The sequence below is a fragment of the Ilumatobacteraceae bacterium genome, from assembly GCA_033344875.1.
Lineage (GTDB): Bacteria > Actinomycetota > Acidimicrobiia > Acidimicrobiales > Ilumatobacteraceae > Ilumatobacter.
In genome coordinates, this window is the sequence record JAWPMO010000001.1 from 1193165 (window position 1) to 1209819 (window position 16655).

At 68.5% G+C, this 16655-nt stretch carries 16 protein-coding genes and 1 tRNA gene; 10 read left to right on the forward strand and 7 right to left on the reverse strand.

What is annotated here, in order from left to right:
- The first annotated feature begins 32 nt into the window (after positions 1-32).
- Positions 33-809 (forward strand): GntR family transcriptional regulator, encoded by a 777-nt coding sequence (locus tag R8G01_05685; protein MDW3213467.1) that lies wholly within the window; start codon positions 33-35, stop codon positions 807-809.
- Here the strand turns inward: R8G01_05685 and R8G01_05690 are convergent.
- Positions 755-3349: a hypothetical protein gene (locus R8G01_05690; protein MDW3213468.1), complete on the reverse strand. Its 2595-nt coding sequence runs from the start codon at positions 3347-3349 to the stop codon at positions 755-757. The two genes, R8G01_05685 and R8G01_05690, sit on opposite strands and share 55 nt — an antisense overlap.
- A 167-nt stretch (positions 3350-3516) precedes the next feature.
- On the opposite strand from R8G01_05690, the gene R8G01_05695 reads away from it, so the two are divergent.
- Positions 3517-4002, forward strand: a complete 486-nt coding sequence (locus R8G01_05695; GenBank protein ID MDW3213469.1) for a cyclic nucleotide-binding domain-containing protein — start codon at positions 3517-3519, stop codon at positions 4000-4002.
- A gap of 6 nt (positions 4003-4008) precedes the next feature.
- Here the strand turns inward: R8G01_05695 and R8G01_05700 are convergent, their stop codons facing one another.
- From R8G01_05700 to R8G01_05710, 3 genes are all read right to left on the reverse strand, one after another.
- Complete coding sequence (locus R8G01_05700) at positions 4009-4758, reverse strand: metallophosphoesterase (protein MDW3213470.1); 750 nt, start codon at positions 4756-4758, stop codon at positions 4009-4011.
- A gap of 36 nt (positions 4759-4794) precedes the next feature.
- The gene (locus tag R8G01_05705) at positions 4795-6039 is read right to left on the reverse strand and encodes a serine hydrolase domain-containing protein (GenBank protein ID MDW3213471.1); all 1245 of its coding nucleotides are present in this window, start codon (positions 6037-6039) and stop codon (positions 4795-4797) included.
- Positions 6040-6106: 67 nt separating this feature from the next.
- Positions 6107-6742, reverse strand: coding sequence for a PadR family transcriptional regulator (locus R8G01_05710; GenBank protein MDW3213472.1), 636 nt, complete (start codon positions 6740-6742; stop codon positions 6107-6109).
- Positions 6743-6824: 82 nt separating this feature from the next.
- On the opposite strand from R8G01_05710, the gene R8G01_05715 reads away from it, so the two are divergent.
- Positions 6825-7595, forward strand: a complete 771-nt coding sequence (locus tag R8G01_05715) for a maleylpyruvate isomerase family mycothiol-dependent enzyme (GenBank protein MDW3213473.1) — start codon at positions 6825-6827, stop codon at positions 7593-7595.
- A gap of 143 nt (positions 7596-7738) precedes the next feature.
- Positions 7739-8236 carry an NAD(+)--rifampin ADP-ribosyltransferase gene (gene arr / locus R8G01_05720; GenBank protein ID MDW3213474.1) on the forward strand — a complete coding sequence of 166 codons (498 nt, stop codon included), beginning with the start codon at positions 7739-7741 and terminating at the stop codon, positions 8234-8236.
- 6 nt (positions 8237-8242) lie between these two features.
- Here arr and R8G01_05725 read toward each other — a convergent pair.
- Both R8G01_05725 and R8G01_05730 read right to left on the reverse strand, forming a co-directional pair.
- Positions 8243-8316, reverse strand: a tRNA-Val gene (locus R8G01_05725).
- Between the two features lie 63 nt (positions 8317-8379).
- A complete protein-coding gene (locus R8G01_05730) occupies positions 8380-9129 on the reverse strand; it encodes a DUF427 domain-containing protein (protein MDW3213475.1) in 750 nt (249 codons plus the stop codon).
- Positions 9130-9187: 58 nt separating this feature from the next.
- Here R8G01_05730 and R8G01_05735 point away from each other — a divergent pair, with 58 nt between their 5' ends.
- From R8G01_05735 to R8G01_05745, 3 genes are read left to right on the forward strand one after another with little or no spacing between them, the layout of a single operon-like run.
- On the forward strand, positions 9188-10555 hold the full coding sequence (locus R8G01_05735; protein ID MDW3213476.1) for a pyridoxal-dependent decarboxylase: 1368 nt from the start codon (positions 9188-9190) through the stop codon (positions 10553-10555).
- Positions 10476-11453, forward strand: a complete 978-nt coding sequence (locus R8G01_05740) for a crotonase/enoyl-CoA hydratase family protein (GenBank protein MDW3213477.1) — start codon at positions 10476-10478, stop codon at positions 11451-11453. The genes R8G01_05735 and R8G01_05740 overlap by 80 nt, the downstream gene beginning before the upstream one ends.
- On the forward strand, positions 11450-12253 hold the full coding sequence (locus R8G01_05745) for an SDR family NAD(P)-dependent oxidoreductase (GenBank protein ID MDW3213478.1): 804 nt from the start codon (positions 11450-11452) through the stop codon (positions 12251-12253). The genes R8G01_05740 and R8G01_05745 overlap by 4 nt, the downstream gene beginning before the upstream one ends.
- Positions 12254-12266: 13 nt before the next feature.
- Here R8G01_05745 and R8G01_05750 read toward each other — a convergent pair whose 3' ends face one another.
- A complete protein-coding gene (locus R8G01_05750) occupies positions 12267-13031 on the reverse strand; it encodes an inositol monophosphatase (GenBank protein MDW3213479.1) in 765 nt (254 codons plus the stop codon).
- 25 nt (positions 13032-13056) lie between these two features.
- Between R8G01_05750 and R8G01_05755 the strand changes: the two genes are divergently transcribed.
- The 3 genes from R8G01_05755 (at position 13057) to R8G01_05765 (ending at position 16544) form a co-directional block, all read left to right on the forward strand.
- The gene (locus R8G01_05755; protein ID MDW3213480.1) at positions 13057-13629 is read left to right on the forward strand and encodes a hypothetical protein; all 573 of its coding nucleotides are present in this window, start codon (positions 13057-13059) and stop codon (positions 13627-13629) included.
- 34 nt (positions 13630-13663) lie between these two features.
- Entirely contained in the window at positions 13664-13933 is a 270-nt protein-coding gene (locus tag R8G01_05760) for a hypothetical protein (protein MDW3213481.1), read from the forward strand.
- Positions 13934-14057: 124 nt separating this feature from the next.
- Positions 14058-16544: an EAL domain-containing protein gene (locus R8G01_05765; GenBank protein MDW3213482.1), complete on the forward strand. Its 2487-nt coding sequence runs from the start codon at positions 14058-14060 to the stop codon at positions 16542-16544.
- Positions 16545-16655: the final 111 nt, after the last annotated feature.

Sequence of the window (16655 nt, forward strand, 5' to 3'; positions counted from 1 at the left end):
CGGCGAGCGCCGACCGTCGATCCGATACTCTCGTGCATCGATCGAACTTCGAGGCCGACGTGACCGCATCCTCCCGAACGACCGCCGGACGGCGCACGACCCGACATCCCGACGACGTCGCCGCCGAACTCCGCCGCGACATCCTCACCGGCGCGTTCGACCCCGGGGAGCGACTCGTCGAGTTGCAACTGTGCGAGCGCTACCGGTGCGGCCGTGCCGCCGTCAGGGCGGCGCTGGTCGAACTCGACGGCGAGGGCCTGGTGTCACGCGAGGTCAACCGGGGCGCCACCGTCCGGCAGATCTCGGTCGACGAAGCGATCCAGATCGCCGAGGCGCGCGCCGCACTCGAGAGCCTGCTGGCGAGTCGGGCGGCGACCAACGCGACCGACGCCGAACGCGCCGAGCTCGCGGGCATCATCGCCCGGATGCGCTCCGTGGTCGACAGCGGCGACCACGTGGCGTACTCGAACCTCAACGCCGAACTCCACCAGCGGATTCGTGAGGTCGGTCGGCATCAGGTTGCGTCCGAGTTGGTCGGCGCGCTCAGGAACCGCTCGTACCACCATCAGTTCCGACTCGCGATGATGCCGGGCCGACCGAGCGAGTCGCTCGAACAGCACGCTGCGATCGTCGAGGCGATCGATGCTCGGGACCCGCAACGGGCCGCGACCGCAGCCACCGAGCATCTCCGATCGGTGGTCGAAGCGCTCGGCGACTGGGGTCGACAGTCGATCGAGAGGGCGGGTACGAACGGTCAGTCGGTGGAGGCGTTGACGTCGACGATGAGGTCGGTCGCCGACAACGAGTAGATGCAGGCCTCCCCGTCGTCGTTCAACGCCGTCAACACCGCATTCGGAGCGACGTCGCCCGCCGCGTAGTTCACGCTCGACGCCACCGGCACATCACCATCACACGACCACACCGTCAAGAACCCAGCCGCATCCGGGAACACCGCCGTCACGTTCAACATCGCAGCATCGGCACCATCGGGCACCCCACCACGACCGGCCACATCGAACCGCGTCACCGAACCAGCCGCCACCTGGCCGAACCCCTCGAACTCACCGTCGATCGTCTCCTCACCCGGACGAGACTCCACCAGACGAGCCGGCAACACCGGTGTGGGTTGATCGCCTGCTTCGACGGCGGCGTTGACGTCGACGATGAGGTCGGTCGCCGACAACGAGTAGATGCAGGCTTCGCCGTCGTCGTTCAACGCCGTCAACACCGCATTCGGAGCGACGTCGCCCGCCGCGTAGTTCGCGCTCGACGCCACCGGCACATCACCATCACACGACCACACCGTCAAGAACCCAGCCGCATCCGGGAACACCGCCGTCACGTTCAACATCACTGCCTCGGCACCGTCGGGCACTCCACCACGACCGGCCACATCGAACCGCGTCACCGAACCAGCCGCCACCCGATCGAACCCCTCGAACTCACCGTCGATCGTCTCCTCACCCGGACGAGACTCCACCAGACGAGCCGGCAGCACTGCAGCCGGTGAGCCGCCGACCGGCACATAACCGTTGACGTCGACGATCACGTCGGTGGCCGACAGCGAGTAGACGCAGGCTTCGCCGTCGTCGTTCAACGCCGTCAACACCGCATTCGGCATCACGTCGCCGGCCGCGTAGTTCACGCTCGACGCCACCGGCACATCACCATCACACGACCACACCGTCAAGAACCCAGCCGCATCCGGGAACACCGCCGTCACGTTCAACATCGCAGCGTCGGCACCGTCGGGCACACCACCACGACCCGCCACATCGAACCGCGTCACCGAACCAGCCGCCACCCGACCGAACCCCTCGAACTCACCGTCGACGGTCTCCTCACCCGGACGAGACTCCACCAGACGAGCCGGCAACAACGGCTGCAACGTCCCGCCGGGAATCAGTGGGAACTCGAACAGGAAGGCCTGATCGACGTCATCGGGGTCGAATTCGGCGGTGTAGTACCCACCGCCGACACAGGTGCCGTCGGACGTACACGAGATCGCGTGCACCTCTGCGTCGTTCTCGTCACCCGGCAGGGTCGGAAGGCCGGGGATCCGGATCGTGTCGCCCCACACCCCGTCGGTCTGTACCAGGTAGTACCCGAACCAGCCGAGTTCGTCATCGTCGTAGTAGCCGCCGGCCACGCAGTTGCCCGGCGAGACACACGCGACCGACTCGACCTCGGCGTCGAGACCCGTGTTGAGCGCGACCAGACCGGGTGCGGCGATCGCGTCGCCCCAGACACCAGCGGTCTGGGTGACGACGAACCCTTGATCCTCGTTGAAGACGTCCTCGTAGACGCCGCCGGCGGAGCAGTAGCCGGGCGCGGTGCACGAGATCGAGAGCACGTCGGCGTCGCCGCCGACGTTGAGCGCGGCGAGGCCCGGCATCGGGATCGCCGTGCCCCACGCACCGTCGACCTGCGATGCCACGAACGCCTGGTCGTCGGCGGAGGCATCGGTGTAGTAGCCGCCGGTGGAGCAGTTGCCGGGCGAGGCGCACGACAGCGCGTACACGTCGCCATCCCCGCCGACGTTCAAGGCGCCGAGGCCGGGAATCTGGGTCGCCGAGCCCCAATCGCCGTCGACCATCGAGGCCACGAAGACCTCGTAGTCGTCATCGGCGTCTTGGTAGTAGCCGGCGACCGTGCAGTTGCCCGCCGAAGCACATGACCCCGCGTCGAGTTCCGAGTCGACACCGACGTCGAGCGCTGCGAGCCCCGGAACACCGGTCGCCGTGCCCCACACACCGTCGACCTGCGACACCACGAAGGCGTGGTTGCCGAGGTCGCTCGAGTACTCGCCACCGGCGAGACAGTCACCGGGTGCGCCGCACGACAGTACGTTCACCTCGGCGTCATCGCCCGTGTTGAGTGCCGCCAGGCCGGGCACCGGCATCGCATCACCCCACACACCGTCGACCTGCGACACCACGAAGGCCTGGTTCACGTCACCGGCGTCGGTGTAGTAGCCGCCGGCCGAGCAGTTGCCGTCCGATGTGCACGAGATCGCTCGCACTTCCGTGTCCCTGCCCACGTTGAGGGTCGCCAGGCCGGGAACGGGAATCGCCGTGCCCCACACACCGTCGACCTGCGAGACGACGAAACTGCCGTAACCGTCGTCGTCCTCGTAGTAGCCGACGGCCGAGCAGTTGCCGGGAGAGCTACACGACACCGCATCCACCGACGCCGATCCGGCCGTGTTCAGCGCCACCACACCGGGGACGGGGAAGGCGTCGTCGCCCGGCGCAGCCTCGACACCGGCCCTGCCGGTCAACGCGAGGGTCCCCACCAATGCGGTGGCCGCGGCAACCGATATCCAGGACTTCGCTCGACGACCACCCATGTCACACCTCGTTCGGATCCGTCGCCGACCGGCACGCCGACGAGTGCTCGGCACCGTAGCTCCGCGACCGAGCCCGGCCGGGGAGGCACGCTGTTATCGTTCGGTGGCCGGCGACGACCGCGGTCGTCGTTCGGTAGCGATCGCCCGGACCTCGTAGCATCGCCCCCATGTCGAGTCTCCTGGAGCGCTGTCACGGACTCCCGGTGCGTGAGGTGGCCGCAGGCGAGGCACTCGTCACCGAGCGCCGTCCCGACGGCACGATGTTCGTGCTGCTCGACGGCGAGTTCGACGTGACGAATCAGGGCGCCAAGGTCGCCTCGATCACCGAACCCGGAGCGGTCATCGGCGAGATCTCGGTGCTGCTCGATTCGTCGCCCGGTGCCACGGTCACGGCGGTCGTCCCCTCGCGAGTCCATGTGGTCGACGACCCGCTCGGCTTCATGACCCGCGACCCGGCAGCACTGCTCGCGGTGGCCCGCACACTCGCCGGTCGCCTCGACCGTCTCGTCGGCTACCTCGCCGACGTGAAGACGCAATACGCGTCCGCAGGCGGCCACCTCGAGTTGCTCGACGGCATCCTGGCCGAACTGGCCTTCGGGGAGCAGCCACCGGTCGACGCAGGGTCCGAGCGGGACCCCGATCCGTACTACTGAGTCGTCCTACGACGTCGCTGCCACCTGCGCGGCCGTCGACCAGAGCCGCTGGTCTCCACGACCGAACGGTGACCACCACTCGGCGAGGCCGGTCGCCAGGTCGACGATCGCGTGGGTCGGGACCGGCCCGCGTTGGCGACCGGCGTTGATCACCCAGGAGGCGTCGAGCCGGCCGATCCACGAGCCTCCGTCGAGGAACGGCGAGTCGTGGATGTGGCCGGTGAGCACGAGGTCGGGCCCGTGTTCGTGGATCCACGCATGGAGATCGTCATCGCCGATGTACCGATTTCCGACCCACGACACCGGCGTCTCCGTCGGTGGGTAGTGGTAGATCCAGACCCAGCGGCGAAGCCGATCCCGGCCGTCGCGTTCGAGTTGCGACGCGACGTCGGCCCGTGTGGCGGGACCGTCCCACCACGGGCACACCGTGATCCGCACGTCGCCCACGTCGAGGCACTGCCCGTCGACGATCACGCCGTCGTCACGGCATGCTTCGATCCATGGTGCACTCTTCTCACCGTGGCCGTTGCGGGCGGAGAGATCGTGATTGCCCGAACAGACGACCGTGGTCGTGCGTTCGGCCAGGTTGCGGAGGTACGTGCGAATGACGACGATCTGCGACTCGAGCGGCACCGGCGACGACACGTCGAGCAGGTCGCCGGCGAGCACCACCGCGTCGACGCCGACCGCCTGATCGAGGATCCAGTCGAGCTGCGGCAAGGCGTAGTGGAGGTCCGACGCCACGAGCAACTGCACTGCGCCGACACTAGCCAACCGGGCCGGTCGACGGAGTCAGTCGATGATCGCCTGGTGGACGACCGAACGGAAGGTCCGGTCGGGCTGTTCGGGGCCGGTCATGTACTGGGCCATGAACACCCCGACGAGGTCTTCGGCGGGGTCGACCCAGTAGTAGGTCTTGGCGGCGCCGGCCCAGCCGAACTCACCGACCGAGCCGGGTCCCTGGCTGGCAGCCAGGTCGACCATGACCCGCGAGCCGAGGCCGAATCCGAACCCGGGGGTCGGCAACCCCATGATCTCCCATGGCATCTGCGCCGGGGCCAGGCGGTTGGCGTGCATGAGTTCGAGCGTCTTCCGGCCCACGACACGTTCACCGTCCAGTTCGCCGCCGTTGGCGAGCATCTGGGCGAAACGGTGGTAATCGTCGATCGTCGAGAACAGACCGAGGCCGCCGCGGACGAAGACGTCGGGTGTCGAGGTCGGGTAGGTCGCCGACACGTCGATCCGTTCGTTGAAGCCACCGAGCGCGGCCTCGACGAGGTCGCCGGCGTGGTAGTCGGCGCCCACGAGGTCGGGCAGGCCGTACATGGCGGAGAGCCGGTCGAGTCGATCGTCGGGCACGCCGAATGCGGTGTCGTCCATCCCGAGCGGTCCGAACATGCGCTCGGCGAGGAAGACACCGAGCGGCTGATCGGCGAGCACCTCGATCAGGCGGGCGGCCACGTCGATGCCGACCGAGTAGTGGAACCGCTCCCCCGGCTGGAACGCGAGCGGCAGCGAGGCGATCAGGTCGACGACCTCGTCGAGTGGGCGGGTGGCGTCGTGCATGACCCGGTGTTCGCGATAGAGCTCGGCCGCCGGGTTGTCGATCATGAAGTCGTAGGTCAGCCCGCTCGTATGGGCCAGCACGTCGCCGATCGTGACCGGCCGAGCGGCGTCGACGAGCGAACCGTCGGCCTGGATCACCTTCGGGGCCGCGAACGCCGGCAGGAACGCGGCGACCGGCTGATCGAGCTGGAACCGCCCGGTCTCGTGGAGCAGCATCAGCGCGGTCGAGACGATCGGCTTGGTCATCGAGTAGACGCGGAACACGGTGTCGTCGGTCATCGGCAGACCGGCCTCGGCGTCGCGGTGGCCGTGCAGGCTGCGGTGCACGATCCGTCCGCGACGGGCGACGAGCGTGCTGATGCCACGCACGACACCGCGGTCGACGAACTCCTGCATCGCCGGCGCGACGCGCGCGAGGCGCTCGCCGCTCATGCCCACTGCTGCCGGATCGGTCATCTCGTGCTCGGCCACCTCGGTCTCCTTTCGACGGGCCCATTGTGGGCGCGCCGCGGCCACGCCGCCGAACCGGCTGCTCCGATCAGGACGGATCGAGGACCGAACGGCCCTCCTTGATCAGTTGCAGGATCGACTCGGTGCCGGCGGTCATGCCGAGCCCATCGGTCGACGGCCAGCGCTCGATCTCCGCCTTCGCGAAGTCGACCCACCTGACGACCAGGTCGAAGAACTCGAGCTGGAAGGTGGCGAAGAGCACCGACAGGTGCGCCCGGTCGGGAAACGGGTGCCCGCCGTCCAGGTACGACGTGTTGATCGTGGCGACCTGTTCGCGTAGGACCGCCGCGTCGTCGGCCAGCTTCGTGAGGGCCGAGAGGAGGTCGTCGATGTCGCCGTTCTCCGCGAACAGCAGGCGGACGAGGGCTTCGGCTTCGAGCGCCGGCGGTTGGGGCGAGGTCGTCATCCACGTTCGCAGCTCGGATCGACCGGCATCGGTGATCGTGTAGACGGCCCTGGTCCGTCCGCCGGCCTGTTCGTTCGTCACGGTGGCGAGGCCGTGTTCGACCAGCTTCTTCGGCTCGGCGTACAGGAGGCGCTCGGACTTCGGCCAGGCGAACCGGAGGCTGCGGGTGGCCTGCTGGGCCAGTTCGTACGCCGACCACGGCTGGATGGCGAGCAGCCCGAGGACCGCGTACGAGGAGGTCGTCAATCGTGCGGGCACGGCTTGACTTTACTGCAGATTGCAGCAATGATCTACTGCAACTTGCAGTAGCGGATGGGTGGCCATCCAGGGAGGGGCCGTCGTGGACGTGTCGGAGTACATCGGTGCCGTGAGCGACGAGGGCGAGCGGTTCGCGAGGGCCGCCGAGGCCGGCTCGTTGGCGGTCGAGATCCCGCCGTGCCCCGGTTGGACCATGCGCGACCTGGTCCGTCATCTCGGCTTCATCCATCTGTGGGCGGCGGAGAACGTGACGCATCCGATCGACGACTGGGCCGACGTCGACGATCTGCCCGATCTCACCACCCACTGGCCGGAACTCGCCACCGCCTGGCCCGACGACGCCGACCTGGTCGCCTGGTATCGCCGGACGAACGCAAACCTGGTGCGGGTGCTGGAGTCGGCGCCCCCCGACCTCGAGTGCTTCGCGTTCCTCCCGGCACCGACGCCCCTCACGATGTGGTCGCGTCGCCAGGCGAGCGAGATCGCGATCCACCGGTTCGACGCCGAGGTGGCGCATGGGGTCGTGTCACAGTTCGATGAGGCGTTCGCTGCGGACATGCTCGACGAACTGCTCGCCGGTTTCGCTCCCCGCCCCGGCAAGGTCGCGGTCGACGACACACGAACGATCCACGTCCACGCGTCCGACGTCGACGAGCACTGGCACCTCACGTTCGAACCGCACGGGATCACGACGTGCCGAATGGTCGGCGACGCCGACCTCACCGTCAGAGCGACGGCTGCCGAGCTCTACCTCGCGTTCTGGAACCGCACGGCCGACACGACCCTCGGACTCGACGGCGACGCCGGCCTGATGGACACCTGGCGGCAGACCTGTCGCGTCCGCTGGGGCTGAGGAGCGACCCGCAATCCCCCGCGATCCTCCCGCCGACCTCACGGTAGGCGCGACCCCGGGGCTTGAGGCAAACCGAGATTTCTGCTTCCGTTCACCAGGTCGCTGCACCCGGATCGGGACGGTGAAACGGGTCGGAGGGCCTGATGACGAACGGCGAACACGACACGGAGAAGATTCCCACGGAGTCCGACGACGTCGAGTACGTCCCGGTGACGTTCGAACGGTGCGACCACGTCGAAGGACCCTTCTACCACGGCACGAAGACCGCCTTCGCGGTCGGCGACCGTCTCCTGCCCGGCCACGGCTCGAACTTCCACGAGGGCCGCACCTCGAACCACGTGTACTTCTCCGCGATCGTGGAGACGGCCGTGTGGGGAGCGGAGTTGGCGACCGCGCTGGCCGGGAGCGACGAGCGCGGGCACGTCTACGTCGTCGAGCCCACGGGCCCGTTCGAGGACGACCCGAACGTGACGAACAAGCGGTTCCCCGGCAACATCACCCGGTCCTACCGGACCCGCGACCCGTTGGTCGTCGTCGGTGAGGTCGAGAGCTGGGAAGGCCACCCGCCCGACGTGTTGCAGACGATGCTCGACAACATCGCCGAGCTGCGCGAGCAGGGCCTGGACGTGATCGAGGACTAGATCGGGTGGGCGCAGAGGGACTCGAACCCCCGACATCTGCCTTGTAAGGGCAGCGCTCTAACCAGCTGAGCTATGCGCCCCGGGAGATGGGATGCTAGCGGGGCGTCCGTTGCGGCCCGCCGGGCGTTGTCAGGAGAACCGGGTCAGGAGAACTTGGTGCGGGGGCGCTCGACGAGCTCGCCGTCGATCTCGAGGTCGACCTGCTCGTTGTAGAAGCACACGAGCCCGGCGATCGCCTCCGACTCGGGCAGAGGCGTGGTGTAGCCCCACACGATGTCGTCGTGGGTCGTGTCGCCGACGGTCACGCGCCAGTAGCTCGCCCACCCCTTGTACGGGCAGGCACTCGACGTGTCGGTCGGCGTCAACAGATCCATACGAACGTCCAGCTTGGGGAGGTAGTACCGGGCCGGCAGGCCCGTCTCGTACAGGATCGTTGGGCGCACCGAGTCGGCGACCACCTCGCCGTCGATCAGCACCCGCACGTGCCGGCTCGACGGCAGCGCATCGACACGAACCTCCGGGCTGCGCGGATGCACGAACACCTCGGTGTTCTCCTCGAACCACGAGTCCATCGCGGCCCACTCGAACCGCACGAGGTCACGGAGCTCCTCGACCGGCGAGTCGAGATGGCGCCACGCCGCGTCCGCGATCGTGCGTTGCCCCACCACCAGGTCGTAGCGGGTGCCATCACCGCGGCTCGGCGAACGCACCGTGCCGCCGTTCGGCACGAGCTCACCGGCGACCGCGTCGAGCGGGAAGTACCACGCCGGGTAGTACGGGATCTCCCACACGTACCGCACGTCATGGCTGTCGACCACGGTCTGACCATCGACCACACCTCGGATCCACTTCGGGTTCGGCTCGACACGGACACGGGGACGCTGGGCAGCCATGCCAGGGACAACACGAATCGAGCGCCGTCGATTCCGCCGCACGCGGCAGGATGGGACGATGACGACCGACACTGATCTGCTCCGACACGCCGGCGAACTGGCGATCGCCTACACGGCGCAGGTCGACGAGCGGGCGGCGGCAGCAACCCCGGAGGCGATCGCCGCGCTCGCCGCGTTCACCGAGCCCCTCCCCGATACCGGCGCCGACGCCACCGAGACGCTCGACCTGCTAGCAGAGATCGGCGGGCCGGCCACCGTGGCATCCACCGGCCCCGACTACTACGGCTTCGTCACCGGGGCCACGTACCCGGCGGCCCTCGGTGCCTCGTTCATCGCCGACGCCTGGGATCAGAACGCGGCGCTCCCCGCGATGTCGCCGATCGCCACCGCCCTGCACGACGTGACCCGCGGCTGGCTCGTCGACCTGCTCGGCCTGCCGACCCACACCGACGTCACGTACGTCACCGGCGCCACGGTCGCCAACGCGAGCTGCATCGCCGCCGCCCGCGACGAGCTGCTCCAACGGGCCGGTTGGGACGCCCAGCGCGACGGCATGTTCGGCGCCCCGGAGATCACCGTCGTCATCGGTGCCCAGGCCCACAGCACGCTCCGCAAGTCGCTCGGACTCGTCGGGCTCGGCCGCGAACGGGTGATCGTCGTCCCCGCCGACGACCAGGGGCGGATGATCGCCGAGCGTCTCCCCGACCCCGCCTCACTGACCGGACCCGTGCTCGTCTGCGCGCAGGCCGGCGAGGTCAACTCCGGCGCCTTCGACCCGTTCGACGCCATCGCCGACTGGCTCGCACCGATCGACAACGGGTGGCTCCACGTCGACGGCGCGTTCGGGCTGTGGGCGCTCGCCGACCCGACCCGAGCGCACCTCGTCGCCGGTCTCGAACGTGCCGACTCGTGGGCGACCGACGGACACAAGTGGCTCAACGTCTCCTACGACTGCGGGATCGTGTTCGTCGCCCGCGAGGGCGCCCTCGTGCGCACGTTCAAGGCAGCTGCCGGCTACCTCCCACCCGCCACCGGCTTCGAGGCGATGCACCACACACCCCAGTCGTCGCAGCGAGCACGCCAGATCGAGATCTGGGCCGTGCTGCGCACGCTCGGCCGTGCCGGCGTCGCCGAACTGGTGCAGCGCCACTCGTCGTGTGCGGTCACCATCGCCGATCGCCTCCGTGGCGCCGGGTTCGACGTCCTCAACGACGTCGTGCTCAACCAGGTGCTCGTCCGCTACCGCGACGGTGCGACCACCGAACGCCTCATCGCCGCGATCCAGGCCGACGGCCGCATCTGGTGCGGCCCCACCACCTGGCAGGGCGAGACGGCGCTGCGCGTCAGTGTCTCCTCGTGGAAGACCACCGTCGCCGACGCCGATCGCGCCGCCGACGTCATCATCGAGTGCGCCGGCGGACTCTGACCACCGACCCTCCCCCCGCCATCGCGCTTCGCGCGAGGATGCCCGCATGGGTGAAGCAGTTCGAGAGGACACACACGGCCACGTCCGACGCCTGACGCTGTGCCGCGCCGAGCGGTACAACACGATCACGCCGCAGCTCCGCGACGAACTCGGCGCCGCGATCGACGCTGCCGAGCGCGACTCGGCCGTGAGCGTGATCCTGCTCGACGCGGAGGGCCCGGCGTTCTGCGCCGGCTACGACCTCGACTGGGGCACCGGAGCCCAGGCCGACGAGGAGACCGGGGACGCTCCCGTCTGGGACTCGGTTCGCGACCAGCACCTCATCCGCTCGTTCGCCGACACCTGGGCGAAGCTGCACGACTGTTCGAAGCCCACGGTCGCCGCCGTGCAGGGCTGGTGCATCGCGGGCGGCACGAACATCGTCTTCAACGCCCACCTCATCGTCGCCGCAGAGTCGGCCCGGTTCGGCTACCCGCCATCGCGGGTCTGGGGTGTGCCGGAGGCGCCGTGGAACTGGGTCGCCCGGATGGGGCTCCAGAACGCCAGGCGCTACATGCTCACCGGCGACGAGTTCACGGCCGCGCAGGCGCTCGAGTTGGGGGCGGTCCTCGAGGTCGTGCCCGACGATGCGCTCCACGATCACGCGATGGCGCTCGCCCAGCGCATCGCACAGGTGCCCGTCAACCAGTTGGAGATGATCACCTGGTCGCTCAACGCGGTCGCCGACGAGATGTACGACCCGAGGTCGTCTCGACGGCTCGGCACACTCTTCGACGGCGTCGCCCGCCACACCCAGGAAGGCCTCGACTTCGTCGCTCGTTCGGGCGAGGTCGGCATCCGCGAAGCGGTGCGAGAACGCGACCGTCCGTTCGGCGACTACGGGGAGCGCTCGTCGTGACCGGCCGCCTCGACGGGAAGGTCTGCATCGTCGTCGGCGCCGGCCAGCAAGCCGGGCCGACGATCGGCAACGGCCGCGCCACCTCGATCAGGTTCGCGCAGGAGGGCGCCCGCCTGCTGCTGGTCGACCGCGACGCCGACGCAGTCGCCCAGACCGCCGACGAAATCCGCTCCGGCACCCCAGCGGCCGAGATCGTCACGGTCACCGCCGACATCACGGCCGACGACGCACCGGCGACCATCGTGCGGACCGCGCTCGACGCCTACGGGCGGATCGACGTCCTCCACAACAATGTCGGCATCGGCGCCGGTGACGCACCGCCCCACCGGCTCACCGACGAGGTGTTCGACCGCATCATCGACGTCAACCTGCGGGCGCTCTGGCGCACGTGCCGCGAGGTCGTCCCGCCGATGCGCGAACAAGAGGCCGGCGTGATCACGAACGTCTCCTCGATCGCATCGATCGCCGGCAACCACATCGCCGCCTACCGGATGTCCAAGGCGGGCGTCGACGCGCTCACCAAGAACCTCGCCCTCACCAACGCGAGGTACGGGATCCGCGTCAACGCGATCCTGCCCGGGCTGATCGACACACCCCTCGGTGTCGACTCGGCCGCCGCGGCGATGGGGGTCGAACGGGACGTCCTCGCCGCCCGACGCGCCGAAGCCGTCCCGATGGGACACCAGGGCACGGCGTGGGACGTCGCCAACGCAGCGCTCTTCCTCGCATCCGACGAGGCGGCGTTCATCAGCGGCGTATGCCTCCCGGTCGACGGCGCCCAGTCGGCACGCGTCGGCTGAGGCGCGAGCGTCGTCAGCCGCGCCGACGTTCGGCGAGCAACGCGTCGAGCAACTCGGGCGTCGCCGCGACGACCGGAGCGCGTCGGGCTTCGTGGTCGAGCACGCACAGGTCACGGCCGAGCACCTCCCGTGCCACGCCCCCGGCCTCCTCCAGGATCAGCACCGACGCGAGGTAGTCCCACACGCCGTGTCCGTCGTCGTTCATGTCGCACCACGCGTCGGTCACCCCACACGCGACGGCACAGATGTCGGGCGCCGACGCGCCGAGCGCCCGGAACTGTGCCCATCCGTAGTGGTGCGTCGGGAGGCCCGACACGCCGAGGATCGACGCGGAGAGCTCCGTCGCTCCCGATGGTGAGATCGACACACCGTCGCGCTCCGCCCGACCACCGCCGCGCACGGCCGAGAACCGCTCGCCCGTCGCGTGGTTGACCACCAGCGCGGCCGCCGGGCCGTCGTCGTCGACCAGGCACAGCGCCGATCCGTACCAGGGGATCCGCCGTGACGCGTTCGTCGAACCGTCGAGCGGATCGACCACGACGATCGGTGCCGAGTCGGACCCGGGTGGCCCGGTGATGCCGCTTTCCTCCGACAGCACCCGGTACCCGGCCCGGTACAGCGCGTCGAGACACACGGCGTCGGCGTCGAGGTCGACGGCGTACTGGCCGTCGCGAACACCCGACGCCCCCCAATCCGTGTTCGCCCGCAGCACGGCCGCGACCTCGTCGGCGGCGGCGTGGAACGTCTCGACGGCTTGGGGCAGCTTGGGATCGATCACGTCGACCGACGGTAGTGTCCAAGGCGTGGCAGTCATCGACGTAGCGGGTTTCGTCGCCGATCTGAAGAGCCAGGCGATCGACCACGGGTTCCACGTCCACGACGAACGTCACTTCGTCGAGACGTACTCGCTGCGTCAGTTGTGGGAAGTCGACCTGCACCCCGAAGAGGCGTGCGCCGGCCCGATCGACCTGCACCTGTCGCTCGACGTCGACCCGCGGGCGCTCCTCGGGTTCGAAGACGAGGTCATGAAGATGGAAGACCTCGACGACGAGCCGCCGCCCGGTTTCACGTTCCCGCTGCTGTTCACGTGGACGCTGCCACCGCTGACCAATCCCCCCGACCTGCTCGTGCTCGCGACCGATGTCGCCGGAGTCGGTGGGCCCGATCTGCCGGTCGAGGTCTCGGCGATCGACTCGTTCGCCAGCGTCACCGACGCCGCCGAACGCAGCCTGTCGCTCGTCGCCCGCATCCCGGTCGATCTCGCCGACGTCTACATGAACAACGACGGATCCGTCACCCAGGCACTCGAACGGTGCAAACATGTGAGCCTGTACCTGCTCGAACGCGCCGACGCCTGGCTCGGCGACGATTTCTGACACCACGATCACCACGCCGCAACGGAGGCACGAGATGGAACTCGAAGAACGAGACGGTCTGACGGTGGCCGAACTGATCGACATGCTGAGCCACCATCCGGGCGATGCCGTGGTCGAGATGTCGATCATCGCACCGATCCGCGACGGCGACGACGACATCACCGTCGATCGGTACAACGTCGACGGCGTCATGCCCTGGCGCGACGAAGACGGCGACGGTGACGGTGACGTCGTCTGGCTGATCGGCGGCGAGGACGCCGACGTCGACGTGTTCATCGACACGATCGAACAACCCGCCGACTGACCCCGAGCCTCCACGACTCGCCCATCTCACGCACCGTGGGTGGGCGAACTCCATCGGTGCGGCTACCCTTGGCCCATTGTCCGAGACGCGATGAAGTGACCACAGGCTCGGAGGAGGTGGCGGGTTGTCGAACCAATTGATGTCGTGGACGATCGAGGCCTTCGATCGGCTGAGCGACGGCTGTGTCGCACTCGACAGCCACTGGCGCTACACCTATGTCAACTCGGCCGCTGGGCGCCTCCTCGGCCGCGACCCAGACGATCTCATCGGCAAACACGCCTGGACCGAGTTCCCGACCGCAACCGACAACGCGTTCCGGGTCGGGTACGAGACCGCGATGTCGCAGCAGCGTCCCGTCACCGTCGAGTCGGTCGATGTCACCGGCACCCGTTGGTTCGAGAACCGGATCTATCCGTCGTCCGACGGCATCACCGTCGTGTTCATCGAGGTCACCGCCCGGAAGCAAGTGGCGATCCGCGAGGCACATCAGAACCACATTCTCAGAGGCATCGCAAATCGGCGGCCGCTGTTCGAGAGCCTCGACGCGATCGCGCGACTCCACGAGCAGTTGAATCCGGACGCGCTGTGTTCCGTGCTGCTCCTCGGCCCCGACGGTAAGCACGTCGTTCACGGCGCTGCGCCGAGCCTGCCCGAGCGGTACACCAACGCAATCGATGGACTCGCGACGGGCGTCGGCTGCGGATCTTGCGGCACCGCTGCCGCAACCGGTGAGCGGGTCATCGTGGGCGACATCGAGACCCACCCCTACTGGGAGCAGTACCGCCACCTCGCGCTCGAGCACGGTCTCCGCGCCTGCTGGTCGACCCCGGTCATCAACGAGGACGACGAGGTCCTGGGCACCTTCGCCGTGTACTACCGCGAGCAGCGAGAACCGACCGACGACGAGCTCCGGAGCATCGACGCCATGCTGTCGATCACGGCGGTCGCGATCGAGAGCAACCGTCTCATCACACGCCTGCGCGAGCGCGACTACTTCTTCGAACTGTCGGCCGAGATCTACTGCATCATCGACACCGTCACGCAGCGTGTCATCCAGACCAACCCGATGTTCCGGTCCGTCACCGGTTACGACGCAGCCGACCTCATCGAGCATCACTACCTCGATTTCGTACATCCCGACGACCTCGATCGGGTGAACGAGGCGATCACTGCGAAGTATCTCGACGACTCCCGGCCCGGCAGCATCGAATTCCGGTTCCTCTGCAAGGACGGTGACTACCGTTGGATGCTGTGGGACGCGATGTTCGGCCCCGACCAACTCGCCTTCGCGGTAGCTCGCGACGTGACCGGCCGGCACGAGGCCGACGAGGCGCTCGCCTACGCCAGCCAGCACGACCGACTCACCGGGTTGCCCCGACGATCGCTGGTCGAGGCCGCCATCGACGATGCGCTCGTCGGACCCATCCCCGTGTGGGTGCTCGTGTTCGGTCTCGACCGCTTCCACGCGGTCAACGAGTCGATGGGCCACGATGTCGGCGACCACGTGCTGCGTCGGACCGGCGAACGGCTCCTCGCCGCCGCGCCCGAAGCCCTCTCGGTGGGCCGATTCGCCAGCGACAAGTTCGTGCTCGTCGCCGAGGGTTCCGACCCCGCGGTGATCACCGAACTCGCCGACCGTCTCCGTCGCGTCGTGGCCAAACCCGTCGCCACCGACGATTATCACCTCGTGCTGACCACCAGTGTCGGCGTCAGCGAGGGGCCGCTCCACGGCACCACCGCGCAGGACCTCATCCAACGTGCCGAGGCCGCGATGGTCACCGCCAAGGCGCTCGGCGGCGACACGACATCGCTGTTCTCCACCGAGCAGATGCGCGACATCGAGGAACGGCTGCAGCTCGGTCGGCGACTGCGTCAGGCGGTCAACGACGGCGACCTCGAACTCCACTACCAGCCTCAGCACGACGCGGTGGACGGTCGCCTGACCGGCCTCGAAGCATTGCTGAGGTGGACCGACGCCGAATGGGGCCGGGTCCCTCCCGACCGATTCATCCCGGTCGCCGAGACCGTCGGTCTGATGCCGGAGATCGGTCGGTGGGTCCTCCACGAGGCCTGCCGCCAAGCGAGGAAGTGGATCGACGCGGGACACCCCCCGATTCCGATCGCGGTCAACATCTCCGCCCAGGAACTGCGGCGCGGCGGGTTGGTCGAACGTGTGCAGAGTGCGCTGGAGCGCTACTCGCTCCCGGCCAGCGCGATCGAGATCGAACTCACCGAGAGCACGCTGATGGAGCACGTCGACCGAGCGACCGCGACCATGAAGCAACTGACCGGTCTGGGCACCTCGATCGCCCTCGACGACTTCGGTACCGGCTACTCCAGCCTCGCGTACATCAAGCACTTTCCGATCTCGAAGCTCAAGATCGACAAGAGCTTCGTCAAGGGACTGCCCGACGACACCGACGACGTGGCGATCGTCCGGAGCATCGTGGCGATGGCACATCAGCTCCGCATGACCGTGTCCGCCGAGGGAGTCGAGACCGACGACCAGCGAGCGTTCCTCCGCGACGAGGGTTGCGACGAGCTCCAGGGCTACCTGCTCGGGCGGCCCGTCTCGGCCGACGAGGTCGCACAGCTCTTCGGCACCGACTGATCCGTCAGATCCGCCACGGCCCCGTCCGCAGACCGAGGTAGCTGACGCCTCCGGCAACGATCGGGAACGCGTACTGCACGAGAGCGAGCCTCACGGGGCTCCCTCGGCCGC

Excerpts from the sequence above, each read along its gene's own strand:
- R8G01_05690 (MDW3213468.1), bottom strand. The coding sequence starts at position 3,349 with ATGGGTGGTCGTCGAGCGAAGTCCTGGATATCGGTTGCCGCGGCCACC.
- R8G01_05695 (MDW3213469.1), top strand. The coding sequence starts at position 3,517 with ATGTCGAGTCTCCTGGAGCGCTGTCACGGACTCCCGGTGCGTGAGGTG.
- arr (MDW3213474.1), top strand. The coding sequence starts at position 7,739 with ATGACGAACGGCGAACACGACACGGAGAAGATTCCCACGGAGTCCGAC.
- R8G01_05730 (MDW3213475.1), bottom strand. The coding sequence starts at position 9,129 with ATGGCTGCCCAGCGTCCCCGTGTCCGTGTCGAGCCGAACCCGAAGTGG.
- R8G01_05735 (MDW3213476.1), top strand. The coding sequence starts at position 9,188 with ATGACGACCGACACTGATCTGCTCCGACACGCCGGCGAACTGGCGATC.
- R8G01_05760 (MDW3213481.1), top strand. The coding sequence starts at position 13,664 with ATGGAACTCGAAGAACGAGACGGTCTGACGGTGGCCGAACTGATCGAC.